Below are 26,236 nucleotides of genomic sequence, written 5' to 3' on the forward strand. Positions count from 1 at the left end.
CGGTGAACAACAGCGACGGCATTTCAACCTCTGCACTGGCCAGGCGATTGGAGCTGCCGGTGCAGCAGCTGTTCAGTGCGCTGAAAGACCACAACTGGATCAAGAAAGTGGATGACGGCTGGGCGCTGACGGGTAAGGGCGAATTCGAAGGTGGCCGTTACCAGAATAGTAAACGTTATGGCCGTTATATCGTTTGGCCGACTTCACTGCTGGACCATCCACTGCTAAAAAATTTGGAAAAAGGCCGCCTGGTCAGCGCCGCTGCGGTGGGCAAGCCCTATGGTCTGAGTGCCCAGCAAATAAATCGGGTGCTGGTCGAGCTGGGCTGGCTGCGCCCGGCCAAGTCGGGCTGGATGCTCACCAAAATTGGCAAGCAGCTTGGTGGGCAGCTATTTGAGAATCAGCAAGTGGGGGCGGAATACGCCCTGTGGCCTGAGGAGATTGTGGATCAGCGGCCGCTAAAGCGGTTACTTGACCAGCTGCGCGCCCCTGAATCGGCGGTGTCGGAGCAGGATCTTTTCAGTCAGAGTGCGCCACCGCCGACCCTCGATGGTCGCCAGATGGATTCATGGCCGCACTGGCAAATTGCCCAGTGGCTGTACTTGGCTGGTTTACGCTTTGCGTGTGATGCGCCGCTGCCGGTTGATGAGACGTTAACAGCCGACTTTTATCTGCCGGATTTTGGCGTGTATCTGGAGTACTGGGGGAGCGATAGCGAGGCAGAGATTTTGGCCCAGCGAATGCGCCGGGTGGAGGCATGTAAAAAGTTGGGCGCGCCGGTAGTGGATGTCCACCCAGACGACTTACCCCACCTGGATGACTACCTCAGCCGGCGCTTGCGCGAACTCGCGGTCGAGTTTTACTGACCGGAGCCGAAGCGGCGGTTAAAGCTCTTTGTCGATGGCGTCAGCGAGGGCTAAATCTCTTGCCGATAAACCGCCAGCATCGTGGGTGGTAAGGGCAATACTGACTTTGTTGTAAACGTTGCTCCACTCGGGGTGATGGTCGATCTTTTCCGCGCGCATGGCGACCCGGGCCATAAAACTGAACGCCGAAATAAAATTCTCAAATTCGATATCCCGGCAGAGTTTGCCGTCGCGCAGTTCCCAGTGGGGTAAAGCCTGAAGGGCTTCCTGGGTTTCCAGTTCAGTCAGTTTTACTGTCATCGACCACGCTCCGCTGCAGGTAGGCACCACATTCCATATGGTCAGTGTAAGGGAACTGATCGAACAGGGCGAAGCCATCCAGGCGGTGGGATTTTGTTAATAATTGCAAATCGCGCTGCAGAGAGTGTGGGTTGCAGGAAATATAGACGATATGGTCAAAGCGGCTGATGAGTGCGCAGGTCGCTTCATCCAGGCCAGCCCGCGGCGGATCGACGAATACCGAGCTAAAATCAAAGCTCGCCAGGTCGATGTCTTCCAGCCGACGAAATTCACGTTCGCCATTCAGAGCACTGGTAAAGTCTTCGCTGGACATTCTCGCAATGCGGACATTGTCAGTGCCGTTGGCGGCAAAATTTTCCCGCGCTGCCCGCACTGAGGTTTTCGAAATTTCGGTCGCCAATACCTGCCGAAACTGCGTCGCTAAGGGCGCGGTGAAGTTGCCGTTGCCGCAGTACAGTTCCAGCAGGTCTTCATTTGGCCGATGGCCGAACTGCTGCTTTGCCCAGCTGATCATGGTCTGATTGAGCTCGGCATTGGGCTGGGTAAAGCCCCCCTCATACTGGCGGTAGTGATAGCGCTGGCCGTCAATCTGCAGGGTCTCATTGACGTAGTCGCGGTCCAGCACCACCCGCTGCTTGCGACTGCGTCCGATGACTTGAATATTATTGAGCGCCTCGCTGAGCTGCTCCGCCGCCTGCCGCCAGGAATCGTCCAGCTTGCGGTGATATATCAGTGTTACCAGCATGTCACCGGCCAGGGTGCTCAGAAACTCTACCTGAAACAGTCGTTGGCGCAGGCTTGGCTGTTTGGCGATCGCGTTGATGAGGGTGGGCATCAGTGCCCAGATGGCCTCACTCGCCACCGGGAATTGGTCTACCCGGATTGGCGTCTTGGGGTCTTTCGGATCAAACATCGCATAGAACAGGTCGTCGCCTTCATGCCAGACCCGAAACTCGGCGCGCATCCGATAATGGGCCGGGCGGGAGGCAAACACCGAAGCCTCCGGCAGGGGGATGTCGGCAAAAATCTGGCGGACGGTGTTGACCTTCTGGTCGAGCAATTTTGGGTATTCGCCGGTGGGCAGCTGAGTAAGAAACATGGGGCAGGGTGGGGTATCCGAGTCTGTCAAAGGTGAGAGGGAGGTGTTAACCCAATCGCTGGCGATTGCGTTGTTCCCAACATTGCCGGGCCTGGGCGATGGCGTCTTCCTGGCTCAGTTCGGGCATGCGCAATTGCAGGGCGATGGCCAGGGTGCCGATGATGGCCAGCTGGCCGTATTCGGGAATGGCGTCGCCCCGCCAGGCCCGGCGCAGGTGCTCGGCGGAGATGTCTGTCTGCCATTCCTGCCGGCCATCAATCATTTTTGGCCAGGTTGCTTCGCCGAGTTGTCCCTCACGCAGTGTTTTAACGCGACACACCGCTTCTGGTTTGCGCTCGGCCTCGCCAGCCTCACCTTTAAAGACAACGGCATTGGCCTGCCCGAGCAACGCTGCGGCCTGCTGGTGGCTGTCCGCATACGCCGGATGGAAGATACTTTGTACGGAGTACGCTGCGCCGAGGGGATTGATCAGTCGCGACAGCGTGTGAACGGGCGAGCGAAGTCCAAACAATTGGCGCAGGTCCATCATGCTTTGCAGGCCAGGGCAGACCAGGGACAGGGGCAGATAGACAAAGCGCGTTTGATCCAGGGCTGCGCTGGCTTCGCGCCAGTCGTGGGCCACACATTCGCCGAGCTCCTGCAGGATTTGCTCGGCGTAGCGCCGCTCAGCGGTGTGTCCGGCGGCGCCGTGCATTGCCACCCGTATTCCGCTATCTGCCAATGCCAGGGCGGCGAGCAGATACCAGGCCTGCTGACGGCGCTTGCCTGCATAGGAGGCCCAGTCCAGATCGACCGTAATGCCCGTGCTGGGAATATGCTGACGTACCGCGTCGACAAAACCCGCAAGCTCGTCAGGGCTTTCCTCTTTGACTCTGAGCAGCATCAGGAAGGCACCGAGCTGAACATCCTCTACCTGGTCGTCCAGAATCATCGACATGGCCGCTGCCGCTTCCTCTCGGGTGAGCGAGCGGGAACCCGTCTTGCCTTTGCCAAGAATGCGAACGTATTGGGCGAAGGGATGCTCTGCTGTCATAGTTGGCTCGCGAAAATCCGAATTAAAGGCAGTTGTCGGGGCGGGGCAGGCCGGCGATTTTGCTCAGCAGTTTTGCCGGGCTGCCGGGAAACAGGCGCAAAAAATACAGACTGCTGCCCTGTTGTTCACCTAAGTTTTGGCGAGCATATTTTACCAGTGGCCGCATTGCCGGTGATAGGCCAAACTCCTGGTAAAAGCGCTGGACCAACTCGATCAACTGCCAGCGCGGCTGGTCCAGGGTGATGCCTTCGCTGGCAGCCAGCGCTTCGGCAACCTCTGCATCCCAGTCAGCAAGGTTTTTTAGAAAGCCATCTTTATCAACGGGAATGTCCCGGCCCTTTACCTGCAGCGCTGACATCTCACCAACTCAGGGTATGAGGGTGTTTGGCGGTGAGCGCAACAAAGCCTGCCATATCAATTGGGGTAAAGTGATTCGTTGCGGTTAACCCGCGCAGGCTCGCGTCATCAGTTAATACGTAGGCCTTTAGCCGTAGTGGCGTATCCGGCAGCGCCAGGTAGGTGCCATCGCCGACCAGAACGATTTCATCCTCGCTCTGCAAACAGGCGCCCGCTCGCTGCAAGCTGTCAATTGATTGGAATATATGCAGTGTCATAGTTTAGAAACTCTGGATGATGTCGCTAGCGGCCAGCTTTTGCTGCAGCAGCGTCTTGTCGATGCCTCGTGCATGCCCGACCAGCTGCGCGGGTGACAGGCCTAGCGCGGCGAGATCGTCCGCGAGGTAAAAAACCTCATCCACATCATAAAGGGGCAGGGCGTTAATCGCGCCCAGTAAGGACTTTTTGTGCTGGCCGGCCGGTGCTTGATTGGCCATGAGCTGATAAATGCCTCGGCCGCAAAATACCAAGCTCACTTGCTGATCAAAAGCCGCGCAAGCCAGCGCCATGTCCAAGGCTTCTTTGGCCGCGGGGCCCTGATATGGAGGTTGGGTGAATAGATAGAGAAACTGCATTACTGACCTCCAAACTGCAGCACGCGATCAGCTTGCAAGCAGGCTTCAACCCACTGCCCTAGGCCGCTAATGCTAAAACCATTGGCCAAGTTGGCATTGCCCAGCTCATAACGCTGGGCCTCTCCTTCGTCCGCTACACCACGGCGCAGTGCGCTGGAAATACAGACGTTCAGCACCGGCGAGGTTTCGCCGCCCAGAGTCTGCCACTGCCGCCAAAGCGGCATTTCGTCCTGGGGTGGCGTGATCAGCGTGTTGGCGTGATTAACCCCATCACCAAAGAAGAAAACGCTGTGCAAGGCGTGCCCCTGCTCAAGCAAAGATTGCGCAAAGTGCAGGGCAAGGGGGGCGGAGGGGTGCCCGGGGGCAGCCGTCACCAGAAGAGCGTATTGGAGTTTCATTGGGCGCAGCGTCAATACCTGAAAGAAATCGGCCCCAATGATTACTCATTGGGGCCGCGAGCTAGCGAGTTTGTAACAACTCGATATCAATCGTCGCCGCTGAATGCGCCAAGCAGGTGGAGCATGTGGACGAACAAGTTGTAGATGTCCAAGTACAACGCGACGGTTGCGCGAATGTAGTTAGTTTCACCACCGTGGATAATGCGGCTGGTATCAAACAGGATCAAACCCGACATGATGAACACGGCCGCAGCGGAAATAGCCAGGGATGCCGCCGGTACCTGGAAGAAGATATTGGCGATGCTGGCAACCACGATAACCAGCAAACCCACCATCAGGAAACCGCCCAGGAAAGAAAAGTCCTTGCGGGTGGTCAGCGCGTAAGCAGACAGGCCAAAGAACACCAGCGCAGTGCCACCGAGGGCTTGCATCACCAGCTGTGGGCCGTTAGCCAGGGACAAATAGGCTTGCAGCATTGGCCCAAGGGCCGCGCCCAGTAGCGCGGTAAATACAAACACGGCTGCCAGACCTTTGGCGGAGTCAGCGGTTTTGTGAACAACGAAAAGCATAACCAGGCCGACCAGAGACAGCACCAGTGCGGTGCCGTGACCGATGTTCAGCGCCATGGCGATACCAGTAAACAGGGCGCTGTTCAGCAGTGTCATGCCTAACAGGAGATAAGTGTTGCGCAGTACCTTGCTGGTATCCAGGGCACCGGCGGCCTGAACGTTCGCGTGATACAGGGTTTTCTCTTGCATTGTGAGCTCCGAAGTCACCAAAAAAGTGGGGTTTCGGCATTTATGATACTGAGGATGGGGGGTAAAGCAAAGCAAAACTGGTGGGGGAAAGATGGCGGAGGGGCAGGGATTTGAACCCTATCTGCTTGTTATGCGCTCTATATAAATCAATGGGTTACGACTGAAAATAGCGCATTTGATGTGCTTATTTAGTCCCGAAGCGGTCCCAGCATTCCAGTGACAATATTTAGCGTGGGTGTGAAACCTTCTCTATATAAGGGGTTTCGCCAAAATGTGTGGGGGGTTCGGAAAAGCGTAATTTTTGTAATTTTTTGCGGAGGCCGTCTTATCTAGTTGTTTTTAAATCGAAAACCCGAAACGGTGAATGTAATTATTGTGTTGGTGAAGCGTAATTTAGTTACACTATTTTTAGTAATATTTGGGTAAAATAATATCTATATAAATCAATGAGTTAAAAATTAATTACGTTTTTGGTTACGGTAAATTACGGTTATTTGTAATTTTAAAATCCTTTAATAACAATGGCTTATGACGTAAAACAGGGGGTGACTACAAAAATTACGCTTTTCCGATGCCCCCCCTGCACCTCAGAGAACACCCACCGCCCAATCTTTCTGCACGGACATATAAATTCGCAATAAATCAGTGGCTTACGGCTTTGCACCAAAGCTGTGCCGCGCCTGATTTTCAGCTGATTATGCATCTGCAAAAAATCTTGGACATAAAGCGCGGAGGCGCGGCGGGGGGCGAATTGCGCGCGCCGGGGGCTGGCCCCCCTCCCTGCCCCTGTCGGGGCTTAGGCTGCACTGAATTGGTGCGTTTTTTTGGGCCGAATGTGTCCGGGGAAGAGCTGGTGGCTCGGTAAAATGCCGACCCATCCAGGGGTGGGGCGTTTGGCCACCCCCTTGGTAGGTGCTGCGAGGGCTGTGATTTTATTAACTTGACGCCCCTTATATGCTGTGGAAGTCTGGCTGAGAACCACTAATTACGGGGCTTTGACGATGGATCAGATTATTCCTTTTTACTTCCAGGGCAGCCAAGTTCGTACGCTCAAAGACGAGAACGGGCAGCCATTATTTGTAGCTACTGATGTTGCGAGTGTGCTTGGGTATGAGCGCCCGGAAAATGCTGTAGCGAGGCATTGCGCGGACTCCCTGAAACGGGGAGTCCGCAACTCGCGCGGAGAGATGCGACCCACAGATTGCATCTACGAGCCTGACGTTTACGCCATGATCTTTGGCAGCAAGCTTCCATCTGCCAAGAAGTTCCAGCGTTGGGTCTTTGAAGAGGTGCTGCCAAGCCTGCGGCGCGATGGTTACTTCCGCACAGACCGGAAGTACAACATGGAATTCCCGTTTGATATGCCTGCCATGACTCGCCAGTTTTCGGCGGGGCTGACCTACCTGGAGCGCTCCGGGGTTCCTAAGCACCGGGCGGTGGCGATGTCGAACCGCATGGTGGCTGAAGTTACTGGCATTGATGTCCTGGAGATGCTTGGCGCCAAGGAAGAGGCGCTGGCAGAGAATCCGAAGGTGGCTCAGTTCTGGAATATTTACGAGGCGGTGTGCTTGGATGAGAAGGGCAACAACATTCTGAACCACAGTAAGGATGATGCGTACATTGCCCTGAACCTGAATCACTTTATCGATGTGGCCGCAGAGAACGGCTTTGATGTGCCGGAAGGCGTGAAGTCTGCCCTGAAAACCAGCGTGGATCGCCGCTTTGTAGAAACCAAGCCGGTGAACTCCCGTATCACTGGCGGCACGGTTCGATGCTGGGTGTTCTGCACGAGCAATCCTGACCTGGTGGATTTCCAGAACGAGCGGCGGCTTCGACTAGTGGAAGAAGATACCGAGTAAATATCCGCTGGCCATCTTACTCAAACGTCAATTGATGAAGCTTCCAGTTCTCCGTGAAGGCAGTGTCGCCTGTGTGAAGGAACTGTATGTCGCAGTACCAAGTCATTCGGATATTAGCGTTGTAATGATTTTTTGTATCGACATGCGACTTTATCGTGTAACGGCCCCTATTTTTCCGAATGGTTATGTAGTCGTAAAAGGGGAAGTCAGCATCTTTGGGGCTCAGCATCTCCGACCTGACAAGGTCTTGGCACTTGATGCGAGCGGAAATATCTAAATCGGAGTCAATGTCGTCGAGTTCGTCGTAGTGGCTTCGGAACTTTTCTGGCAGATTGTTGTGCTCATTGACGCACCATCCTAAGACGGTTGTGAAGAGGAGGTCGGCGTTCTTTTGTGGAGCGAAATCGTTAAGGCAGACTTTAAATTGTTCCAGGTTATATCCTGAATTGCCCTCGCTTTTTAGAAACTTGTCTATGACTTTTGGCCGATCACTTGGGGTCAGAGCTATATAGTCAGAAAGATTGAGCTGAGCGATTTCGCTTTCGGAAGGGAGGCCGTCATCGAACAACACAACGGCTACGCCCAAACCTATAAAAATAGAACCAACCCACGAACTCCATTTCATGCTGCTTTCCATTTGTTGAGTGATTTGGTGCACGCTAGCAAGGAAAGTGCTATTCTGCCACTACTACATCGAAAGCGGTATCCGCACCCGTCAGCCTTGCGGTTTTTTTGTGCCTTTTATTTGGGCATGAACGCCTGTTATGGCGGGATGATAGGGCCGAATACAATACCCTTCGGGGGAATAAGCCCAGCCGCCTTTCGACGGTAGTTGAGTCCCGCCGCCCTCATTCAAGGTGGCACACTACTAAATCGAAAGGAGGCCATGTATGGCTGCTCAAAAACATGCAAGTTGTAAAACTCCCTCCCATTCAGCCGAGGCTGTCTGGCGGCAATCGCCCATCTCCCGCAGTGCCTTTTTGTTCTTCTTCCACTTTGTTGACTACACCCACGCCTGCAGCGTTGATCAAGATCCCCGTGAGTTCTGGCCGGAAGTGTTCCGCCTTCTGGATTTGGCGGCGACAATCCCCGGACTGAAATTGGACAGACGCATAGCCGATCTGGTGGAGCGCCTGCAGCCCGCAGTGGACGCCTTTGATTTTATGGAATGCGCGGTGGTTCTCAGTGAGTGGCTGATGGAACACGAGGGGGAGGTGTGAGATGGCTGGCAAAAATGGAAAATCGGTCACCCAATCGCGCGCTGATGACGGCGTTCCAGCAAGATTCACTATTTTCGGCTTTACGCCGATTTGCCCTCACTGCACGTACCCTGCCAAGGATATTTACACTTGCTACCTTACCCGGTGCGCCACAGAGCTGTTTTTGTCCTGCAGCAACAGCCGTTGCGGGCATCGTTGGGTAGCGTCATTAACGGCGACGATGACCGTGTCGGCTTCAAAAATTGAGAGTCCAAAGGTCCGGCTGTGCAAGCAGCCGCGGGGAAGCCTTTCGGCAGTGTGAGGTGGTGGGCGGCTAGTCAGAGCTGCCGAGGCCTTCGATTCGGTATTCATCAAACCGCATGACCTCTTCGCCGATCCAATCGTTCAGGGCGCGGTAGCGTTCCTGCAGGGGCTCGACCTCGTTGGCGGCGAAGACTTTTGCGGCTTTCTCGGGATCCCCGAGGCCGCTGGTGTTGGTGGGAATGACGCCCATGAGCTGGGGCGGTACGCGGTGGCCGGCCATGAGGTCGTCCCGGGTGACGTTTTTGATGTTGAAAAACTCATCCTTTGCACTGACTTCGCTGATGGGGATGATCTGCATGCCGTCTTTTTTGCCGTTGGGCGCGTACATGAACAGGTTCTTGAAGTTACCCGGGCCCTTGCTTTCCTTCATGGCCTTGCGGATCGCGTCCACATCCTCGCCATTCTGGCTGGCGTCGGTCATGTACAGGATGAAGCCTGCGTGGCTGCCGTTGTCGTAATAACGGCGGCGGAATATGGTGGCGCTCTCATTCAGCCAGGCACTCTGCAGGCTGGACATATATTCCGGCACGCCGTACATCTCTTGATTGATATCCGGTTGCAGTAGGTGGAACACCGAACCGGCCGCAAATTCGTGGGGGTTGCCCGCGTCGTGGATAAACCAGTAGGCATCTTCTTTGCCGCGGCGGGTGAATTTGCTCAGGCTGTGGCGCAGGCGGATGGGTGTGCCTAATCGGCTGGTTTCACGCTCCAAGTAGGCATTGCCGAACACCAGGTCATCGAGGACGAACTTTTCAAACTCCTGACGACTCAGCAGCGGGTGAGGGCGGAAGGTTTTCACCAACACATTTTTTTTCACCTGGATAGCACTGGAGTGGTGAGGGTTGGCCCGGTAGGTTTTGGCCAGGCCGTTGACTGATACCGGCGGCTCATACCATTTGCCGCTAAACCACGACTCGGTGTAGCCCAAGATATCCCGGGCGGCCAGCACCGGCTCGGCATCGCCAAAGGTGAACACCTCGGTCTTGTGTTTTTTGGCGGGTTTGGCTTTCGCGGTGGCCATTAGAAAATCTCCAATATGCTGTTGTTGCCCGCGCTCTCATGGAGCGGGGCGTTGTCGAGTGCGTGCATGAGTGCCCAGGCCAAATCCGCATGGCCGCTTTCGTTGGTGCGGCTAGCCTGGTAGGTCATCTGTCCGCCGCCGGCGGTCATGGTCCGCTTGATCATCAGCATGGCGTGAACCATATCGGTCCAGCCGTTATCAAATTCCAGGCGGCCATGGGAAATAATGTCTTTGGCCTTGAGCACCATTTGGGCCTTGATGCCAGGGTTGTAGTCGTAACCCACAGCGCGGGGGAAAAAGCGGCGGACCATATCAAAAACGCCGGTGCCAATCGCGGTTTTATCGATGCCAATATGGGTAACGTTGTAAATTTCGGTCAACTTTTTTATGCGCTCAGCTTGGTCGACAAAGTCCATGCCCACCCAGTTAAGCTTATCCAGAATGCGGTGCTTGCCGCCCGGTACCGGCGAAGGGGCGACCACCACACAGCTGGCGTTGTCACTGGTCCGCGACGGGTCATAGCCTATCCACACATCGCGGCTGCCGATCGGTCGGGGAGCCAGTGGCTTGTAGTCATCCCAAGCCACCCAGCTGTCCACCATGCAGGCCGTCAGTTCAGTGAAGGAAAACACCGAAAAGGTGTCATCCACAAACTGGCACATAAAGAGGTTTTCCATTTCCTCTGGGCTGTATTCCAGGCGCAACTGGTCAATATCAAACAGGTCGCAGCCCTTAGCCTCGGCATCCAATAGAGTAACGATTTGCCGCCATTGGCCGTCTTCACACATGCGGCCGGGTGAAAGCTTTTTGTGGGAAACGTCCAACTGGATCTGGTCTTCTTTCTTGCGCCCCCGGTTAAACAGCGCACCGGTCCAAAACGGATATGCCTCGTGGTTAACGCTGGAAGGGGTAGAAAAATAGGTCTGCCGCCACTTTTTGTGAGCCGCCATTCCCGAGGCCACTTTCCTCAGTTTCTGAAAATTGTTTGTCCAGAAATATTCATCGAAATACAGATGGCCGTGGTAGCTCTGTGCGGTGTTGCTGTTGGTAGACAGGAATATCAGCTCCGCACCATTGGGCAGCACAATCGGGTCGCCAGTCAGTTCTACGTCGCCCCATTTCTTGGCCGACTGCACCACATAATTTCGGAACACGTGCGCCTGAGCTTTTGAGGCTGATATAAAAATCTGGTTGTCTCCGGTTTCTGCAGCGTCAACAAAAGCCTCGTTGGAAAAATAGTAAGTTGCGCCGATTTGGCGACTCTTTAGTACGTCTCTGATACGGCAAATGGTCTTTTTACTGAGCCAAATTTTCTGGTAGCCAAATATCTCATCCATGAACCCTTCTTTGATGCGGTCCAGCGCTTCCGGCGAGATCTCATTCTTGATTTTTTTATTGCTGCGCCGCTTTCCCCTGTTGCGATTGCGAACGTTTGGGTTTAAATCTGCCTCGTTGCCGCCATCGTCATAGCGACGAATGCGGGCTGTGCGCTCAAGGCTTTTGGTCAGCACCTCGATCTCTTTCAGGTCCTGATCGGTTTTTTCATCTTTCTTCAGCAGCTGGCACAGCCGGGCATCGATTGATTGCTCAACCCGCTGCACCACGGGCGCATTGTCCCAATCGTCCCGACGCTTCCAGCTGTGAAGGGTGGCGCCGGGCACAGATAACCGCCGAGTAATCTCGGGAATGCGGTAGCCCTGCCAATAGAGCAACCGCGCTTCTGTTCTGTCATCTGAGGCCGTTTTCATGCGCTCAGATTACGGGCAAACCTGCCGCCCCCTTATGTAGCCAAGGTGTAAAGCCCTTGTTTACTCCCGCGCCGCCTTGGCGTGTCAAAACAATTCCGCAACGCTACCGCTCAATAGCTGATTTCACAGCCCAACAGCCACCAAAGCGGATGCAGAATATGAAATCGAAATTTTTCCGAGTTGCCGTTGAAGGCCAGACCACCGATGGCCGCGCCATCACCCGCGAACAGATTGTGGACATGGGCAGCACCTACAACACAGAAAAATACGGCGCCCGTATTTGGCTGGAACACTTGCGGGGCCTATTCGCCGAAGGTCCATTCCCCGCCTTGGGTGACGTGGTAGAAGTCAAAGCAGAAGAAATCAAAGAGGGCGAGTTGAAAGGAAAAATGGCCCTCTACGCCGCCATCGATCCGACCAAAGAGCTTATTGCGATTAACGAAAAGCGCCAGAAAATCTACACCTCTATCGAGTTGGACCCCGACTTCGCTGGCAGCGGCCAGGCCTATATGTACGGGCTGGGCATTACCGACAGCCCCGCCAGTCTGGGCACTGAGGCCCTGAAATTCTCGGCGGAGAAACCGGCAGAAGAAAAGCTGTTGGCCAGCCGCAAAGCCCGACCCGAGAACCTGTTCAGCGCAGCGATGGAAGTCGACATTGTGTTTGAAACCGAAAGTAAGCCGGACTCAAAAACCGACGAAAGCGGGCTCTTTGCCAAGATCAAAGACATGTTCAAAAAGCAGTCCCGTGACACACGCGAAGAGTTCAGCGCTGCCATCGATACCCAAAACGACGCCATCACCCTGGTAGCGGAAGAGGTAGTCAAGCTGTCCAGCAGCCTGGCCGATTTAGCCGATAGCGTGAAGGCGGGTGGTGACACCAGCGGACTGCAAACCCAATTCTCCGCCCTGCAGGAAGAGCTGACCACGCTCAAAACCCAGCTCGGCAAAGAACACAAGCATAGCCAGCGCCCGTCCGCCACCGGTGGTGACGGCGAAGTCCTGGCAGATTGTTAACCCAACAACCCCGAAAGCAACAGGCCGACAGCACAAAGACTTTGATTAGGAGCAACTGGCATGCGTAAAGAAACCCGCGAAAAATACAACGGCTATTTGGCCCAGCAAGCCGCGCTGAATGCCATTGCGCTTGAAGATATCAAGGGGGGCACCAAGTTCAGTGTTGAGCCCTCAATTTCCCAAACCTTGGAAGACCGTATTCAAGAATCCTCTGCCTTCCTGCAGAGCATCAACGTGGTGCCGGTTACCGAGCAAGAGGGCGAAACCCTTGGCTTGGGTACCAGCTCTACCATCGCAGGCACTACCGATACGGATTCAACCGATCGCGCTACAACCGACCCCACCGGGCTGAACGCGTTTGGTTACCGTTGCGAGCAAACCAACTTCGACACCCACCTGAAGTATTCCAAGCTGGATATGTGGGCAAAATTCCCCGATTTTCAAACCCGCATCCGCGATGCCATTCTGCGCCAGATCGCCCGCGACCGCCTGATGATCGGGTGGAACGGTACCAGCCGCGCTGCCACCTCTAACCGTGGCACCAACCCGCTGTTGCAAGATGTGAACAAGGGCTGGATTCAGTATGTGCGCGACAATGACGCCGCCCGCATTATGAGCGAGGTCGAAGCCGCCTCTTCCGCTGTTAACGTCGGCACCAACGCCGGTTATGACTACCAGAACCTGGACTCGCTGGTGTTCGATGTGGTCGAAAACCTGCTGGACGAATGGCATGCCGAAGACACTGGCCTAGTGGCCATCATGGGCCGTCAACTGCTGGCGGATAAATACTTCCCCATCATTGATGACAACAACACGCCCACTGAGAAAATCGCCAGCGACATGATTATTTCCAGCAAGCGTGTTGGCGGTCTGCCAGCGGTACGGGTGCCTTTCTTCCCGGCGCGCAGCATCGTGGTGACCACATTGGACAACCTGTCCATCTACTGGCAAGAGGGCACGCGCCGCCGCACCGTGGTGGACAACGCCAAGCGCGACCGCGTGGAAGACTACCAGTCCATCAACGAAGACTACGTAGTGGAAGACACCGGCGCCTTCGCCGCTGTCGAGAATATCAAACTGTGGAACGGCACTGCCTACGCGTAAGCGTGGGTAGCTGCCGATACAGCTAAACCACTAACCAGCAATAAACGGGGCGAACATGACACCAGCAGAGCGGCACCGCCAGCGCATGGCGGCCAAAATCGAAGCCGAGAAAAACGCTGATCCAGCCAACACCCAAAACCACACCGCCTACGAGCGGCAGCTGGTTTTGCTGGCTGAACATAAGCGTCAGCTGAAAAGCATTCAAAGCATCGAGAAGAAAATTGAGCTTAAAAAGCAGCTGATTCCTGATTACGCAGCCTACATTGCTGGGGTTCTGGAAGCGGATGCCGGTGGCGCGGATGAAGTTGTCACCACGCTTTTGCTTTGGTGCATCGACGCCGGTTATTACGAAGGCGCGCTGGAGCTGGCTGAATATTGCCTGCGCCACAACCTGCCCACGCCAGACGCGCATCAGCGCACCATGGGCACGGTGATCGCCGAAGAGTTTGCCGATTACAGCCTTAAAGGGGCAGAGGGCATCACGCTGGCCATGCTGCAGCAAGTTCAGGAGCTGACCAAAGAGCAAGACATGCCCGACCAGGTGCGCGCCAAGCTGCACAAGGCCATCGGCTATGAGCTGAGGGAAACCGACAAGCCCGCCGCCCTGACTGCGCTGCAACGCGCCCTGGAGCTGAACACCGCTGCGGGCGTGAAAAAAGACATTGAAAAACTGGAGCGGGAAATTAAAGCCGCTGCCAGTCAATAAGAGGGTCGCCCCGCCGACGGAAGACCCGGCTGGAGGTTTTGAAATTGGTCAAAGCTGAAAGCCGGGCGCTTCTTAACGCAAAGGGCACATCAATATAGGTGAGATAATGGGCAGTTTTATCCCCAGCGGCCAAGCATCCCCCAGCAACGAGCCCGACCTGCCCAACATCCCCTTTTTTCCAACTGTCAGCCCGTCGCTTTTCCGCGATGCCATGGACGTAGACACCACCGTGTCTACCGAGCGCATCAGCATGGCGCTGCAGCTCTCTCTGATGGAAGTCAATAACAGCCTGGCGGTGTGGTCTGCCGCGCAAATTGAACTGGGCAATGCCACCCTGGCCGCCACCAAAGACACCGTCTATGGCGAGGACGAACAGGCCGTTAACCATCAAGAAAAACTCTACCAGTCTGCCGTGTTCCACCTCGCTAAAGCCCGCGTGGTAGAGCACATGCGCGACTTTGACAGCACCGCCGCCGGTCACAACAAAGCCGACGAACTCAGCCAACCCATTGACGACTTTAAGCGCGAGGCCCGCCGCAACGTGCGGGCCATTATGAGCCAGCCCGGCACCGTAGTGGAGCTGATCTGATGCGCCAGATCCGCACCCTGCAGGGCGACACCGCCGACCTGATTTGCTACCGGGAGCTGGGCCGCACCGCTGGCGTCACCGAGCAGCTGCTTGAACTCAACCCACGGCTGGCCGACTACGGCCACATACTGCCCGCCGGGCTTCTGGTGAACCTGCCAGACAAGCCCGTGCAGGAAAAATCCAAAACCCTCAACGTGTGGGACTAACCATGAACGTTAAGCAGCTGTCTGAGCATATTGTTAAACCGGTACTCATGGCTCTGGGCATGTTCAGTGGCGAGGCGTTTCTGTTGCTGCTCGGTACTGCCGCCCAAGAGAGCGGGGGTTTTAATTTTATCCGCCAATTGGGCAACGGACCCGCCCTGGGGCTGTGGCAAATGGAGCCCGCCACCCATGACGATATTGTCGAAAACTACCTGCGTTACCGGCCGGAATTGGCCAGCAAGGTGATGGAGCTGGCAGGTGTCACCGAATTTCACAGCCGCTATTTACTGATCAATCTGGCCTACGCCTGCGCCTTTGCCCGCTTGCACTATCGCCGGGTAAAAGAGGCCATCCCGCTGTCATTGGATGGTCAGGCCCGTTATTGGAAAGACCACTACAACACCCATCAGGGCAAGGGCCACCCACAGGAATTTATCGACAACTACCAGCGATACGTAGCGGGGCAGTTGTGATGGACTGGAAGAGCGTAGGCCAGCGTGTTGCCAAAGCCGCGCCCCTGCTGGGAACCGTACTGGGAGGACCTGCTGGCGGTGCTTTTGGCGCTGTCGTTGCTGGCGCTCTCGGCGTGGATAATCAGCCTGATGCTGTGGCGGCTGCTATGGCATCCCCTGAAGCGCTGGTTAAGCTCAAGCAGATTGAGGCTGATCATCGAGCCGAACTTGAGCAGATAGCCGCCAAGGTCGCATTGGCGGAACTCAAAAACCAAGAGCACGCCCGGGAGATTCACAAGCATTCACCCATGCCGGCCATTGTTACCGGTGCGCTAACGGTCATGGTTGCGGTGGCGGGCTGGCTGTTGTTCCACGTCGAGATCCCGGCAGCCAACCGCGATGTGGCCTATATGCTGTTTGGGCAGCTGCTGGGCTTATGGGCCGCGTCCGTTACGTATTGGGTGGGCACCACGCGCTCCAGCGCCGAAAAAACCCGTTTACTGAAGTCCGGGGCCTGACGCTGCGGCGTTGCGGTTGAATTATTGCCACAAGATACAGTCAAGGATTAAGAATGGCTGATGAATCACTGCGAGTCGTTTGGGAGCGCCTGGACCAATACCGGCAGGCGATTAGCGACCTGGAAAAAAACGATATTCGCCACGACACCCGGATTGCCGACATGAACACCAACATGAACGCAAAAATAGATGGATTGGCTGCGCAGGTGGCCACCTTTATGAGTGAGTCGAAAGTTTCCAGCGACGAAACAGCGCGTAAGCTGGACACCGTCATTGCTAACCAAAATCAGAAAGCGGGCGCCTTCCGCGCCAGCGCTTATATTATCGGCCTGATCCTGGCTGTTGTGCCCATCGTTGTGGCCCTGATCGCGCTGCTGAGTAAACCGTAATGGAATTACTCGCCGCGCTGCGCAATCACATTCTCGACAGTCCGCTTGGCATCAAGGCCGACAACCTGGTCACCTTTGCTAAAGACGGCGAAATCGTCAGCCACCAAGGCGACATTAACCACCATTTTGCCATCCGCTACGACGCCAACATCATTGTGGTGGATTACGGCAAAGCGCCCGATATGTTGTTTTACATTGTGCTGAACTGGCTCAAGGCCAATAACGCCAACCACCAGGCCAACGCAATCCGCTTTAACGCCGACATCATCGACCACAAAAAAACTGATGTAGAAATCATCGTCCAGCTCGAAGAGCTGGTGGGCGCCAACGAGGTAGAGGGCGGTATCCAGCTGGTACACAACGGCGTTGCGCCCATCGATGTCGTGCCCCTCAGCGCCGGGGAGTGGGAGCTGTACATTCCGCCCGATCCTGACCCCGTGGCCGACTGGGTTGCCCAGGGCGAATAGTGGCCACCGAATATACCGACAGCACCCTCAACGACTGGCTCAGCGCTACCCTGGCGCCATTGTCACCGGCCAGCCGCCGCCAGCTTATGCGCGATATCGCCCTCTATTTGCGCCAATCCCAAAGCCAGCGTGTTGCCGCCCAGAAAAACCCCGATGGCACCGCGTTTGAGCCCCGCAAAAGCCGCCTGCAGAAGCCCGGCATTCGCCGCCGAGCCATGTTTGCCCGCATCCGCACTCGCAAGCACCTGCGCTACCGCGCCAGCGCCGACGAGGCCGCTGTGGGCTTCCGGGGCCGGGTGGCCGCTATTGCCGAGGTGCACCAGCACGGCCTTATTGCCGAGGTAGAGCAGGGCGGGCCGCTGGTGAAATACGCCCAGCGGGAGCTGCTGGGTCTATCAGACGCCGACATGAGCCACATCGACACCCTGGTTAGCAAGCACCTTTCTGGCCGGTAAAAACCACCCCATAAAATACCCCGCCAAGCCGTAAACCCGCCCGTTACACCGCCGCAGCCACTACGCGCGCGCATAAATCATCAACAATCACAGCCATGACCGAACTCGAACTCATCAGCGACCTGCAGCGCCGCATTGCCAATTTGATCACCCTGGGCATTGTGCACTCGGTGGACGGTATCTTTTGCCGGGTTGCCATTGGCGGTGATGCCAACAACCTCACCCCACCCATCAAGTGGCTGGCAAGCCGCGCCGCTGATGAAAAGAGCTGGTCCCAACTCGACGTAGGCGAGCAGGTCATGCTGCTGTGCCCCTCGGGCGACCCCGGCAACGCCGTGGCGCTGCCCGGGCTTTACAGCGCCGCCAAGCCCGCCCCCAGCACCGACCCCGACGAAACCGTGAGCGTGCTGCCCGATGGCGCCGTGTTCAGCTACCACCACGGCAACCAGCATTTATCCGTCACGCTGCCAGAAGGTGCGACCACCGAGCTGATAACCGACGGTGGCCTGCACATTGTGGGCGACACCGAAATCGACGGTAACGTGACCATTAACGGCACCACCCACAGCACCGGCGCTATCACCACCGACGACGACATGGCCGCCGCTGGCAGCATCCATGCCGACGGCGATGTTTCTGATGGCACCCGCTCAATGGGTTCCGACCGCGACATTTACAACACCCACACCCACCCCAATGGCGTTATGAACACCGACGCGCCGAGTCAGCAGCAATGAACGGCGTAAACGCAAAAACCGGCAAAGCGCTGAGCGGGGCAGAGCACCTGCGCCAATCCATTGCCGACATTCTCACTACGCCAGTGGGATCCCGGGTAATGCGGCGGGACTACGGCAGCCTGGTGCCGCTATTGATCGACCAGCCCCTCAACCCCGCCACCAAACTGCGGCTGTTTGCCGCCACGGCCCACGCCATTGCCAAGTGGGAGCCGCGCTTTAAGCTCACCAAAACCCGCTTTGGCCAGGCGGATACCGACAAATTTGAGCTGCACGTTGAGGGCATTGATGAATCAGGCCAGCAAGTGCTGACGGGAGTGCCGCTGTAATGACCACCACATTTTCCGCCATCGACCTGTCCCAGTTGCCACCGCCCAACGTGGTCCAACCCCTGGACTACGAAACCATCCTGGCAGAAATGATTGCCGACATGCGCGCCCGCCACCCGGATTTTGACGCCAATGTGGAATCAGACCCGGCCTATAAAATTCTGGAAGTGGCCGCTGCCCGCGAGCTGAATATTCGCCAGCGGGTTAACGATGGCGCCCGGGCCATTATGCTGGCCTACGCCACCGGCTCAGACCTGGACCAGCTCGCCGCCAACAAAGAACTCACCCGTTTTGTGCTCGACCTCGGCAACCCCAACGCCATCCCCCCGGTGCCGCCCACTTATGAGTCAGACGCCGACCTGCGCCGCCGGGTGCAACTGGCTGACGAAGCCCTGACCACGGCCGGCAGCCGGGGCAGTTACGTGGCGCTCACACTGAACGCCGACGCCAGCGTTAAAGACGCCGACGCTGAAAGCCCAAACCCCGGCGAGGTGACCGTGTATGTGCTCAGCCGCACGGGTGACGGCACCGCCGACAGCGGCTTGATTGAGACGGTAGAAGCGGCACTGAATGACGAAGACAAGCGGCCCATGACTGATAATGTCACTGTGCTGTCGGCCACCATCACTACGTACGCCATCGAGGCCGTGCTCACCATCTACCCCGGCCCCGATGCTATGGTAGTGCAGGCCAACGCCATTGCCGCCGCCCAGGCCTACGCAGACAGCATCCATAAGCTGGGCTACGACATTAAATTGTCCGCCGTCTATGCCGCCTTGCACCAGCCTGGAGTGCAGTCAGTTGATCTGGTCCAGCCCGCTGCCGATGTCGCCATCGATACCGGCGAGGCCGCCTATTGCACCGCCTTTGATATCACCGTAGAGGGCGAAGCCGGTGTCTGATACCAGCCTGCTGCCCAAAAACGCCAGCGACTATGAGCTGGCGCTGGAAGCCGTCACCGCCCGGATCGGTAAAGTGCCAGTGGTAATGCGGGAAGTCTGGAACCCCGATACTTGCCCCTATGCGCTCTTGCCCTGGCTGGCCAGCGCCGCCTCGGTAGATGCCTGGGATGCCAACTGGACCGATGCTCAAAAGCGCGCCGCTATCAAGGCCTCGCTGGCCGTGCATCGCCGCAAAGGCAGCATTGGCGCCGTCAAGCGCGCCCTCAATGCCATCGGCCTCGGCGTGAAGGTGCAGGAGTGGTTCAATCAGGACCCACCCGGCGACCCCTATACGTTCAACCTGATTTTTGAAACCGACCAGACCGGCATCCGCTTTGAAGATATCGACAAAATTCTGGCCGTGGTCGACAGCGCCAAAAGCCTGCGCTCACACCTGAATCAGATCATCCCCATTGTGATCAGCCGCAACCAGCCCGCGTTCGCCACCGCCAGCAACAGCGGCCACGAAGTCACCGTTAATCAATACGCCGCCCCCATCGTTGTCATCAACGAATTGGTCGTGCCCGTCACCGAGGCCTGAAATGGAAGTTAAAAACTACTTCGCCTTCACCGCTGAAAATAAGCCCATCCCGTTCTGCACGGCTTACCTCTACGAAGCGGGCACCAGCAACTTGGTAACTGGTCTGACGGATAAAAACGGCAACCCGATTGATAACCCGTTTCAAGCAAATAAAGATGGGCTTGTCCAATTCAGCGCTCCCAACGGGGCTTACGACCTGAGATTTAAAGCAGGGCTAAGGGATTACAGAATTCGAACGACTGTTTTAGATTATTCGCCAATATCTGATGCCGCAGAGCAAGTCGTTGAATTTAGAGACGAATGGCTTTCGGGATCAATTAGAAAGGTAAAAACAATAGAAGAGCTGCAAAACGCGATAGATAGCAACCCACTAAATCAAAACTTCCATTTAACGGATGTTATGAGGGAGGGCGGATGGGTATGGTCGACCGCGGACTGGTCAGCACTGGCAGAGATTGACACCAGAAACGCCCTTGTCATTACTCGATCCGGCGAGGACGGATCAAATGGAGCATTAATTCGCCAATTCGGGGCGCTTGAATATCGATTTTTCGGCCCAGCCGGGGAAGATGAGGCGGAAGATACCGCTGCTTGGCTCTCGTGTTTTGAAGTAGCGGATCACTTACGGCGAACTCCTGTAATAAACCGGGTTCCGGATAGCGATCCGTTGTCTATCACTGACAAATCGTGGCGTATCTCTGAGACTGCGAGACAGTTCCGGGGCAATATAAGTAAAAACAGAGCTGGAAGAGGCTTGGTTTTTGAAGTCGGCTGTAAAATTCGAACCAGCGTCGTACCGGCACTGCACATTAATAGCAATGAATCACCCGGCATTCTTGAAGAGTATACCGTCCTGGGACAGTGCTGCTGGATACTTGATGGAGTCCATGATTTTACAGAGGGTGTTGTTAAACTCACGCGCCTCAGAAATTTCGATATTTCTAACCATTCGATCTGTCCAGCAAATGAAGTCGAATCTGGCTTCCTATTTCATTTCGACGGCACCTATCTTGGTACGGTTGCCAACTGCAACGCCGCTGGGCGTAATATCATGCTGCTTGACACATTTGTTGATTCAGACACCGGTCAGCAGGACACCGTGAGATTTGTGGGATGTGCAAATTACGGCATAGCTGTTGGGTTTCTGCGGCATTCAGACAATGGTCGGCATAGCCTTGTCTTTGAATCATTGAAGTGCAACGCTGGATATCCAGAGTACGCTGGAAAAAATGTGCGCGGGAAATTGGCTGCGCCAGCAGCTGCTGGCGACAATGAGGTCGTTGTTACTGACATCGATGGGCTGGTGGCAAATTTCAGTTTTATGGTTGGCCAGAATTCGCGGGCCGAGATCGTCACAATATCTCCAGAATGGGATGGTGTTAACACTACAATTCCACTCTCTACACGATTGCGCACTGAGAAACTTCTGAATGATCCGACGCTGTTTGGGCATTTTGGCCTGCATCTAAGCAGCGTGCGGATGGTAGAGCTGGACACACCGCACTTTGAAAGGGGATCTGCGGGGCTGGTAGTCGACGCAAGCTGTGAGCTGATTAGAATCAGAAATTACCACAACAGCTGTCGATCTGTAGTCCTATGCCGAGGTGGCGGCGTTGACTATATCGAGATGGATACTGGGTATTATCAGGGCCCCTACGACTGGGGCGTGTTTTACGGGATATTGTGCACTCCAGAATGTATCGCGGCGGGTGCTCCCAAGCGTCTGGCTATGCGGGGGCGTCATTTTATTGCAGGTGGCAATACGGTAAACCTACAAAAGTCTAATTATTATGGAGACAGATGGACCTTCGACTGCGAGCAAATTGCAGTGGCCACCATCGCTACAGCCGATGTTTACGAAGGGTTCGGTGTAACCGTTCCGGTCGAGCCGACTAACGAATTTATTGCAAACGGCGAGAGCGTTTTTCTTGGAGAAAATGCCATCCTGATCGTCAGTGGAGATTACTTCCCCCATGCCACGCAGCTTATTGGAGATTTGACAGGAAACATATCTGCAGGCGATTTTGCGGGTCTTGGTGGCGCAGCGTTGTCACACACAATCGCAGTCAAGGGATCTGATATTACAGATATTGACGACGGCATGGCGCGTAGTGGCTACAGAATATTGGTCGATAACATCTTGAGGGCCGCGATGCGGCTTGACGGTACATTTAAAGGCGATTGTTTCAACACGCTTAAAGAAGAAGAGGAAGGCGGCGGAACAATAAATATAGAGAATGGAGTTGCTACCACGCTGATTCCTGCTAGTCGTCTCGGGAAAGGATACCAGGCTCGAGTAATCGTCGGTAATTCTAGTCTTTATTGCTATGGCGAGTGCACGGTCCATCGCTATAACAATATTACTCAGACCGCAGTGCAAAGCGCCGCCAATAACGTGAATGTTATTTTTTCGATAGACGCCAGTGGCAATCTACAGGTCACTCAGAATACCGGTGCTCCACGAGATATTAAGTGGTCCTTACTGAACCAACGAAAAGGATAAATGCGATGACAAAAATCTATGTCCAGTTCAAAGATTCGGCCGGTAGCGTGTCGCCAGCTGTCTGTTTGGAATCGGATGCTGAATCGATCAAACAGAAAATAGCAGAATGCTCGACTTACATGTCTACAACGCCAGACTCTTTGGCATGCAGCTTTCCGAGGTTCCTAGGTATGTGCCACGAAATTTTGGCGGGGCAGACCGATATGATGTTGTGGAATCAAAAATCGGTAATTAATCCAAATGACGATGGATCTCCAGATTGCGAGATGTTCATTGTGAACTGTTCGAATTGGATTGTTCGTGATGCAGTCCGGAATCAAGTATTTCCTGCAGACGAATGGGGACAAGAACAGACTTAATTCCCAGTAAATTTTCATCGCAGAAGATTTTCTTAGATTGGGCTTATTACCATGCCAAACTTCAAAACCATCCACACCGCCTACGCCCTAGAGCGCCTTGCTGCCGCTGAAATCAGCGGCGAGCCCATCAACCTGGTGGAGATCGCCGTGGGCGATGGCAACGGCAACGAGGTCTATCCCGACGAAGGTCAGGCTACCCTGGTGCGGGAGCGCTTCCGCGATGTGGTCAACCGCGTATATCAAGACCCGGAAGACAACACCCGCTATACCGCCGAGCTGATTATTCCTGCCACGGAAGGGGGGTTTACCCTGCGGGAAATTGGCGTGTTTGACGACCAGGGCGGGTTATTCGTTGTTGGCAACTTGCCGGAAACTTACAAGCCTACTGATGCCGATGGGGCCTTTTCCGATACGGTGGTCCGCGTTGAATTTGCCGTAAGCAATGCGGCGGTGATTACTCTGCAGGTCGACCCCAACGTGGCGGTGGCCACCCAAACGTGGATCATCAACAACATCAAAATGGCCACGCTCACACCAGGTGGCACCACGGGCCAGGTGCTGCGCAAGCAATCGAATACCGATGGCGATGTGGACTGGCAAGACCCAGACGTGGCCAATATCACCGTGGACACCATCGAGGAGGAACAGACCCTGGCCGACAGCCAAACCCAGGTGGATTTGGCGGTGGTCAGCACCCGGGGGCTGGCGGTGTACATTGACGGCCAGCGCCTTTACCCCGGGGCAGGGGCGGACCAGTGGCAGAAGGCGGCGGCGCCCAATGACGAAACCCGCATCATACTCGGCCAAAGCTACACCGCCGGCACCAAGATCATTTGCGCCCAGAACGAGCCCACCGGCAGCGCGCCTGCGCCGCTGGAAAAGAGCAAAAACCTGTCTGATGTGGCCAGCGTGGCGACCGCCCGGGCAAACCTGAGCGTGTACAGCAAGGCCGAGGCAGATCAGAAGGCACCCCCGGGGCTGGTGGGCATGTTTGCCCGCAACTCTGCACCCACGGGCTGGCTCAAGGCGAACGGCGCACTGGTGAGCCGCACAGCCTATGCCAACCTCTTTGCTGCAATCGGCACCACCTTTGGTGCGGGCGATGGCTTTAACACCTTCGCGCTGCCGGATCTGCGGGGGGAGTTTATGCGAGGCTGGGATGATAGCCGCGGCATTGATTCCGGCCGGACTTTTGGCTCAGCCCAAGGCTCAGATAACAAGGCCCACACCCACTTTTCGTTTACCTCAGACACCGGCTCAGTTAACCCGCAAAGCAGCCCCATCACCGCCAGCAATAGCCCGGTGCCAAAGAGCGCGACCGGGGGCGAGGCTAACGCCCATATTGCAGGTAAAACCGCCACGCCATCGGTGGGCCTCACATCGTCAGCGGGTGGCAGTGAGTCTCGCCCGCGCAATATTGCCATGCTGGCCTGCATCAAGTATTAAAGGAGCTGCGCATGATTGTTTATCAGCACGACGCTGCAGGGCTGTATCAGGGCGAAACCGAAGCCGACGAATCGCCCCTGGAACCGGGCAAGTTTTTATTGCCCGCTCGATGCACCGAAACACCGCCACCGTCTGAAGTGCCCGAGGGAAAATGGCCGCGCTGGAACGGTCACAGCTGGGATCTGGTTAACGCGCCCGCCCAAGCAGAACCCGAAAACCCAGTGGCCAAGCTCCAGGCCTTTTTGCAGCAAAACCCCGACGTGGCACAGCTCATTTCCCAATAGCCCACCATCTTACCCCGCTGTATAGCGGGGGTTTACTCCTGCCGCTGCTTTAACGCGCATGGCAACCAGCGAAAAATGCGGGTAACGCAATCATTAATCGCTGGAGACCACCATGTCTGACCAATATCACCACGGCGTCCGCATTATCGAAAAATCCGAAGGGGCGCGCCCAATCCGCACCGTAAATACGGCGGTGATTGGTCTGGTGGGTACCGCGCCAGACTCCACCCCAGCGGTGGCTGCCACCGGTCAAATTGGTGTTGTCGCTTCAGACACCGCCATCGCGCTCACCTCAGCACTGATCGGCCAGGCTGGCAACAGCGTTACCATTACCGTGATTGATACCGGCGAAGTGGACGAAGCACTGGCGGTAGCAATCGACGGCAACGACATCACCGTTACCCTCGCCACCGACGGCACAGGCGATGTCACCAGCACCGCCGCTGATGTGATTAACGAGCTCACCAGCGAGGCGTCCGCCCTGGTCACCGCCGCCAATGCCACCGGCTCAGACGGCACCGGCGTAATGATTGCCGAGGCGAAAGTCACCCTTACCGGCGGCGTCAACGAACCCTTCCCCCTGAATACTCCCGTGTTGGTGCTGGGCAACCGGGCCAAAGCCGCCTTGCTGGATAGCACCGGCAAAGGCCTTGGCACCTTGCCCGCTGCCATGACCGCCATCTTTGATCAGATTGGCGCGATGGTCGTAGTAGTGCGCGTGGCAGAGGGCATTGATGATGCCGCCACCACCACGAATGTGATTGGCTCGGTGGTAGACGGTAAGGCCACCGGCCTGCTGGCCCTGAAAGATGCCCAGGCCCAACTGGGCGTTAAACCTCGCATTCTGGGTGTGCCGGGCTTGGATCACCTCACCGGCGTGATTGCGGCCATGGTGAGCGTGGCAGATGATCTGCGCGCCTTTGCCTATGCCTACATTAGCGCCGACACCATGGAGGCCGCTGTTACCGCCCGCGATAGCTACGGCTCAAAGCGTCTTATGCTGCTATGGCCTGAATTTACCGGCTGGAACACCGCACTGAATGCCGAGGTCGCGCTCACCTCAACCGCTCGCGCACTGGGTGTGCGTGCCCGTGCCGACAACGAGGTGGGCTGGCACAAAACCCTGTCCAACATCGAGGTTAACGGCGTAACCGGCATTTCCAAATCGGTGCATTTCGACCTCACCAACGTCAACACCGACGCCAACTACCTCAACGGCAACGAAATCACCACGCTCATTCGCAGCAGTGGCTTCCGCTTCTGGGGTTCGCGCACCTGCTCCAACGACCCGGTGTTTGCCTTTGAGTCTGCCGCCCGCACTGGCGATATTCTGGCTGACACCATTGCCGAGGCGCACATGTGGGCGATGGATAAGCCCATGAGCAAGGTGCTGATCAAAGAGATTGTGGAGGGCATTAACGCCAAATTCCGCAGCCTCAAGGCCAGCGGCTACATTGTGGACGCCTATGCCTACGTGGATACCGATCTGAACACCACCGAGCAGCTGGCAGCGGGCAAGCTCACCATCAGCTACGACTACACCCCCGTGCCGCCGCTGGAAGACCTCACCTTCATCCAGACCATTACCGACCGTTACCTGGTGCAACTGGTCGCCTAAGCGCGC

Annotated in this window: 32 protein-coding genes; 21 read left to right on the forward strand and 11 right to left on the reverse strand. The window is 56.0% G+C overall.

What is annotated here, in order from left to right; all coding sequences use genetic code 11:
• Positions 1–2 precede the first annotated feature (2 nt).
• Positions 3–866: a hypothetical protein gene (locus tag NCG89_RS00630; RefSeq protein ID WP_251087842.1), complete on the forward strand. Its 864-nt coding sequence runs from the start codon at positions 3–5 to the stop codon at positions 864–866.
• Positions 867–884: 18 nt separating this feature from the next.
• Here NCG89_RS00630 and NCG89_RS00635 read toward each other — a convergent pair whose 3' ends face one another.
• The 8 genes from NCG89_RS00635 to NCG89_RS00670 all read right to left on the reverse strand — a co-directional run bounded on the left by NCG89_RS00635 (position 885) and on the right by NCG89_RS00670 (position 5,425).
• Positions 885–1,166, reverse strand: a complete 282-nt coding sequence (locus NCG89_RS00635) for a 4a-hydroxytetrahydrobiopterin dehydratase (protein WP_251087843.1) — start codon at positions 1,164–1,166, stop codon at positions 885–887.
• Positions 1,147–2,265, reverse strand: coding sequence for a tRNA (uridine(54)-C5)-methyltransferase TrmA (trmA, locus tag NCG89_RS00640; RefSeq protein WP_251087844.1), 1,119 nt, complete (start codon positions 2,263–2,265; stop codon positions 1,147–1,149). The genes NCG89_RS00635 and trmA overlap by 20 nt, the downstream gene beginning before the upstream one ends.
• A gap of 46 nt (positions 2,266–2,311) precedes the next feature.
• Positions 2,312–3,298, reverse strand: coding sequence for a glycosyl transferase family protein (locus NCG89_RS00645; protein ID WP_251087845.1), 987 nt, complete (start codon positions 3,296–3,298; stop codon positions 2,312–2,314).
• A 22-nt stretch (positions 3,299–3,320) separates the two neighbouring features.
• Entirely contained in the window at positions 3,321–3,656 is a 336-nt protein-coding gene (locus tag NCG89_RS00650; protein ID WP_251087846.1) for a TusE/DsrC/DsvC family sulfur relay protein, read from the reverse strand.
• A gap of 1 nt (position 3,657) precedes the next feature.
• Positions 3,658–3,912 (reverse strand): DsrH/TusB family sulfur relay protein, encoded by a 255-nt coding sequence (locus NCG89_RS00655; RefSeq protein ID WP_251087847.1) that lies wholly within the window; start codon positions 3,910–3,912, stop codon positions 3,658–3,660.
• Between the two features lie 3 nt (positions 3,913–3,915).
• Positions 3,916–4,269, reverse strand: coding sequence for a sulfurtransferase complex subunit TusC (tusC, locus tag NCG89_RS00660; RefSeq protein WP_251087848.1), 354 nt, complete (start codon positions 4,267–4,269; stop codon positions 3,916–3,918).
• Positions 4,269–4,667 (reverse strand): sulfurtransferase complex subunit TusD, encoded by a 399-nt coding sequence (tusD, locus tag NCG89_RS00665; RefSeq protein ID WP_251087849.1) that lies wholly within the window; start codon positions 4,665–4,667, stop codon positions 4,269–4,271. Before tusD ends, tusC begins: the two co-directional genes overlap by 1 nt.
• Before the next feature lie 86 nt (positions 4,668–4,753).
• Positions 4,754–5,425, reverse strand: a complete 672-nt coding sequence (locus NCG89_RS00670; protein WP_251087850.1) for a Bax inhibitor-1/YccA family protein — start codon at positions 5,423–5,425, stop codon at positions 4,754–4,756.
• A gap of 1,001 nt (positions 5,426–6,426) precedes the next feature.
• Between NCG89_RS00670 and NCG89_RS00675 the strand changes: the two genes are divergently transcribed.
• Entirely contained in the window at positions 6,427–7,284 is an 858-nt protein-coding gene (locus NCG89_RS00675; protein WP_251087851.1) for a BRO-N domain-containing protein, read from the forward strand.
• A gap of 16 nt (positions 7,285–7,300) precedes the next feature.
• Here the strand turns inward: NCG89_RS00675 and NCG89_RS00680 are convergent, their stop codons facing one another.
• The gene (locus NCG89_RS00680; protein ID WP_251087852.1) at positions 7,301–7,909 is read right to left on the reverse strand and encodes a hypothetical protein; all 609 of its coding nucleotides are present in this window, start codon (positions 7,907–7,909) and stop codon (positions 7,301–7,303) included.
• Positions 7,910–8,174: 265 nt separating this feature from the next.
• Here NCG89_RS00680 and NCG89_RS00685 point away from each other — a divergent pair, with 265 nt between their 5' ends.
• Positions 8,175–8,504: a hypothetical protein gene (locus NCG89_RS00685; protein ID WP_251087853.1), complete on the forward strand. Its 330-nt coding sequence runs from the start codon at positions 8,175–8,177 to the stop codon at positions 8,502–8,504.
• Between the two features lie 313 nt (positions 8,505–8,817).
• Here the strand turns inward: NCG89_RS00685 and NCG89_RS00690 are convergent, their stop codons facing one another.
• On the reverse strand, positions 8,818–9,828 hold the full coding sequence (locus NCG89_RS00690) for a phage portal protein (protein WP_251087854.1): 1,011 nt from the start codon (positions 9,826–9,828) through the stop codon (positions 8,818–8,820).
• On the reverse strand, positions 9,828–11,576 hold the full coding sequence (locus NCG89_RS00695) for a terminase large subunit domain-containing protein (protein ID WP_251087855.1): 1,749 nt from the start codon (positions 11,574–11,576) through the stop codon (positions 9,828–9,830). The genes NCG89_RS00690 and NCG89_RS00695 overlap by 1 nt, the downstream gene beginning before the upstream one ends.
• 158 nt (positions 11,577–11,734) lie before the next feature.
• Here NCG89_RS00695 and NCG89_RS00700 point away from each other — a divergent pair, with 158 nt between their 5' ends.
• The 18 genes from NCG89_RS00700 (at position 11,735) to NCG89_RS00785 (ending at position 26,230) form a co-directional block, all read left to right on the forward strand.
• The gene (locus NCG89_RS00700) at positions 11,735–12,592 is read left to right on the forward strand and encodes a GPO family capsid scaffolding protein (protein WP_251087856.1); all 858 of its coding nucleotides are present in this window, start codon (positions 11,735–11,737) and stop codon (positions 12,590–12,592) included.
• Between the two features lie 60 nt (positions 12,593–12,652).
• Positions 12,653–13,696, forward strand: coding sequence for a phage major capsid protein, P2 family (locus tag NCG89_RS00705; protein WP_251087857.1), 1,044 nt, complete (start codon positions 12,653–12,655; stop codon positions 13,694–13,696).
• A gap of 55 nt (positions 13,697–13,751) precedes the next feature.
• Entirely contained in the window at positions 13,752–14,402 is a 651-nt protein-coding gene (gpM, locus tag NCG89_RS00710; RefSeq protein ID WP_251087858.1) for a phage terminase small subunit, read from the forward strand.
• Positions 14,403–14,508: 106 nt separating this feature from the next.
• Positions 14,509–14,991, forward strand: a complete 483-nt coding sequence (locus NCG89_RS00715) for a head completion/stabilization protein (RefSeq protein ID WP_251087859.1) — start codon at positions 14,509–14,511, stop codon at positions 14,989–14,991.
• Positions 14,991–15,197, forward strand: coding sequence for a tail protein X (locus NCG89_RS00720; protein ID WP_204996443.1), 207 nt, complete (start codon positions 14,991–14,993; stop codon positions 15,195–15,197). Before NCG89_RS00715 ends, NCG89_RS00720 begins: the two co-directional genes overlap by 1 nt.
• A gap of 2 nt (positions 15,198–15,199) precedes the next feature.
• The gene (locus NCG89_RS00725; protein WP_251087860.1) at positions 15,200–15,667 is read left to right on the forward strand and encodes a hypothetical protein; all 468 of its coding nucleotides are present in this window, start codon (positions 15,200–15,202) and stop codon (positions 15,665–15,667) included.
• A complete protein-coding gene (locus tag NCG89_RS00730; RefSeq protein WP_251087861.1) occupies positions 15,667–16,164 on the forward strand; it encodes a hypothetical protein in 498 nt (165 codons plus the stop codon). The genes NCG89_RS00725 and NCG89_RS00730 overlap by 1 nt, the downstream gene beginning before the upstream one ends.
• A gap of 53 nt (positions 16,165–16,217) precedes the next feature.
• A complete protein-coding gene (locus tag NCG89_RS00735) occupies positions 16,218–16,553 on the forward strand; it encodes a hypothetical protein (protein ID WP_251087862.1) in 336 nt (111 codons plus the stop codon).
• Positions 16,553–17,020 (forward strand): phage tail protein, encoded by a 468-nt coding sequence (locus NCG89_RS00740; RefSeq protein WP_251087863.1) that lies wholly within the window; start codon positions 16,553–16,555, stop codon positions 17,018–17,020. Before NCG89_RS00735 ends, NCG89_RS00740 begins: the two co-directional genes overlap by 1 nt.
• Positions 17,020–17,475: a phage virion morphogenesis protein gene (locus NCG89_RS00745; protein WP_251087864.1), complete on the forward strand. Its 456-nt coding sequence runs from the start codon at positions 17,020–17,022 to the stop codon at positions 17,473–17,475. Before NCG89_RS00740 ends, NCG89_RS00745 begins: the two co-directional genes overlap by 1 nt.
• A gap of 95 nt (positions 17,476–17,570) precedes the next feature.
• Positions 17,571–18,212 carry a phage baseplate assembly protein V gene (locus NCG89_RS00750; RefSeq protein ID WP_251087865.1) on the forward strand — a complete coding sequence of 214 codons (642 nt, stop codon included), beginning with the start codon at positions 17,571–17,573 and terminating at the stop codon, positions 18,210–18,212.
• Complete coding sequence (locus NCG89_RS00755; protein ID WP_251087866.1) at positions 18,209–18,538, forward strand: GPW/gp25 family protein; 330 nt, start codon at positions 18,209–18,211, stop codon at positions 18,536–18,538. Before NCG89_RS00750 ends, NCG89_RS00755 begins: the two co-directional genes overlap by 4 nt.
• Complete coding sequence (locus NCG89_RS00760) at positions 18,538–19,440, forward strand: baseplate assembly protein (protein ID WP_251087867.1); 903 nt, start codon at positions 18,538–18,540, stop codon at positions 19,438–19,440. Before NCG89_RS00755 ends, NCG89_RS00760 begins: the two co-directional genes overlap by 1 nt.
• Entirely contained in the window at positions 19,433–20,020 is a 588-nt protein-coding gene (locus tag NCG89_RS00765; protein ID WP_251087868.1) for a phage tail protein I, read from the forward strand. Before NCG89_RS00760 ends, NCG89_RS00765 begins: the two co-directional genes overlap by 8 nt.
• Before the next feature lies 1 nt (position 20,021).
• A complete protein-coding gene (locus NCG89_RS00770) occupies positions 20,022–22,523 on the forward strand; it encodes a hypothetical protein (RefSeq protein WP_251087869.1) in 2,502 nt (833 codons plus the stop codon).
• Between the two features lie 410 nt (positions 22,524–22,933).
• A complete protein-coding gene (locus NCG89_RS00775; RefSeq protein WP_251087870.1) occupies positions 22,934–24,328 on the forward strand; it encodes a phage tail-collar fiber domain-containing protein in 1,395 nt (464 codons plus the stop codon).
• An 11-nt stretch (positions 24,329–24,339) separates the two neighbouring features.
• Complete coding sequence (locus NCG89_RS00780) at positions 24,340–24,612, forward strand: hypothetical protein (RefSeq protein WP_251087871.1); 273 nt, start codon at positions 24,340–24,342, stop codon at positions 24,610–24,612.
• 112 nt (positions 24,613–24,724) lie between these two features.
• Positions 24,725–26,230, forward strand: a complete 1,506-nt coding sequence (locus NCG89_RS00785) for a phage tail sheath subtilisin-like domain-containing protein (protein WP_251087872.1) — start codon at positions 24,725–24,727, stop codon at positions 26,228–26,230.
• Positions 26,231–26,236 lie beyond the last annotated feature (6 nt).

It is taken from the genome of Spongiibacter taiwanensis, assembly GCF_023702635.1.
Lineage (GTDB): Bacteria > Pseudomonadota > Gammaproteobacteria > Pseudomonadales > Spongiibacteraceae > Spongiibacter > Spongiibacter taiwanensis.

Bases quoted from the DNA above. Each gene is read 5' to 3' on its own strand.
- NCG89_RS00690 (WP_251087854.1), bottom strand. From the start codon at position 9,828: ATGGCCACCGCGAAAGCCAAACCCGCCAAAAAACACAAGACCGAGGTG.
- NCG89_RS00780 (WP_251087871.1), top strand. From the start codon at position 24,340: ATGATTGTTTATCAGCACGACGCTGCAGGGCTGTATCAGGGCGAAACC.
- NCG89_RS00695 (WP_251087855.1), bottom strand. From the start codon at position 11,576: ATGAAAACGGCCTCAGATGACAGAACAGAAGCGCGGTTGCTCTATTGG.
- NCG89_RS00670 (WP_251087850.1), bottom strand. From the start codon at position 5,425: ATGCAAGAGAAAACCCTGTATCACGCGAACGTTCAGGCCGCCGGTGCC.
- NCG89_RS00760 (WP_251087867.1), top strand. From the start codon at position 18,538: ATGACCACCACATTTTCCGCCATCGACCTGTCCCAGTTGCCACCGCCC.
- NCG89_RS00650 (WP_251087846.1), bottom strand. From the start codon at position 3,656: ATGTCAGCGCTGCAGGTAAAGGGCCGGGACATTCCCGTTGATAAAGAT.
- NCG89_RS00680 (WP_251087852.1), bottom strand. From the start codon at position 7,909: ATGAAATGGAGTTCGTGGGTTGGTTCTATTTTTATAGGTTTGGGCGTA.
- NCG89_RS00705 (WP_251087857.1), top strand. From the start codon at position 12,653: ATGCGTAAAGAAACCCGCGAAAAATACAACGGCTATTTGGCCCAGCAA.
- NCG89_RS00700 (WP_251087856.1), top strand. From the start codon at position 11,735: ATGAAATCGAAATTTTTCCGAGTTGCCGTTGAAGGCCAGACCACCGAT.
- NCG89_RS00730 (WP_251087861.1), top strand. From the start codon at position 15,667: ATGGACTGGAAGAGCGTAGGCCAGCGTGTTGCCAAAGCCGCGCCCCTG.
- NCG89_RS00645 (WP_251087845.1), bottom strand. From the start codon at position 3,298: ATGACAGCAGAGCATCCCTTCGCCCAATACGTTCGCATTCTTGGCAAA.
- NCG89_RS00750 (WP_251087865.1), top strand. From the start codon at position 17,571: ATGACCGAACTCGAACTCATCAGCGACCTGCAGCGCCGCATTGCCAAT.
- gpM (WP_251087858.1), top strand. From the start codon at position 13,752: ATGACACCAGCAGAGCGGCACCGCCAGCGCATGGCGGCCAAAATCGAA.
- NCG89_RS00655 (WP_251087847.1), bottom strand. From the start codon at position 3,912: ATGACACTGCATATATTCCAATCAATTGACAGCTTGCAGCGAGCGGGC.
- NCG89_RS00715 (WP_251087859.1), top strand. From the start codon at position 14,509: ATGGGCAGTTTTATCCCCAGCGGCCAAGCATCCCCCAGCAACGAGCCC.
- NCG89_RS00675 (WP_251087851.1), top strand. From the start codon at position 6,427: ATGGATCAGATTATTCCTTTTTACTTCCAGGGCAGCCAAGTTCGTACG.
- NCG89_RS00755 (WP_251087866.1), top strand. From the start codon at position 18,209: ATGAACGGCGTAAACGCAAAAACCGGCAAAGCGCTGAGCGGGGCAGAG.
- tusC (WP_251087848.1), bottom strand. From the start codon at position 4,269: ATGCAGTTTCTCTATCTATTCACCCAACCTCCATATCAGGGCCCCGCG.
- NCG89_RS00785 (WP_251087872.1), top strand. From the start codon at position 24,725: ATGTCTGACCAATATCACCACGGCGTCCGCATTATCGAAAAATCCGAA.
- NCG89_RS00770 (WP_251087869.1), top strand. From the start codon at position 20,022: ATGGAAGTTAAAAACTACTTCGCCTTCACCGCTGAAAATAAGCCCATC.
- NCG89_RS00685 (WP_251087853.1), top strand. From the start codon at position 8,175: ATGGCTGCTCAAAAACATGCAAGTTGTAAAACTCCCTCCCATTCAGCC.
- NCG89_RS00635 (WP_251087843.1), bottom strand. From the start codon at position 1,166: ATGACAGTAAAACTGACTGAACTGGAAACCCAGGAAGCCCTTCAGGCT.
- trmA (WP_251087844.1), bottom strand. From the start codon at position 2,265: ATGTTTCTTACTCAGCTGCCCACCGGCGAATACCCAAAATTGCTCGAC.
- tusD (WP_251087849.1), bottom strand. From the start codon at position 4,667: ATGAAACTCCAATACGCTCTTCTGGTGACGGCTGCCCCCGGGCACCCC.
- NCG89_RS00725 (WP_251087860.1), top strand. From the start codon at position 15,200: ATGAACGTTAAGCAGCTGTCTGAGCATATTGTTAAACCGGTACTCATG.
- NCG89_RS00720 (WP_204996443.1), top strand. From the start codon at position 14,991: ATGCGCCAGATCCGCACCCTGCAGGGCGACACCGCCGACCTGATTTGC.
- NCG89_RS00775 (WP_251087870.1), top strand. From the start codon at position 22,934: ATGCCAAACTTCAAAACCATCCACACCGCCTACGCCCTAGAGCGCCTT.
- NCG89_RS00740 (WP_251087863.1), top strand. From the start codon at position 16,553: ATGGAATTACTCGCCGCGCTGCGCAATCACATTCTCGACAGTCCGCTT.
- NCG89_RS00735 (WP_251087862.1), top strand. From the start codon at position 16,218: ATGGCTGATGAATCACTGCGAGTCGTTTGGGAGCGCCTGGACCAATAC.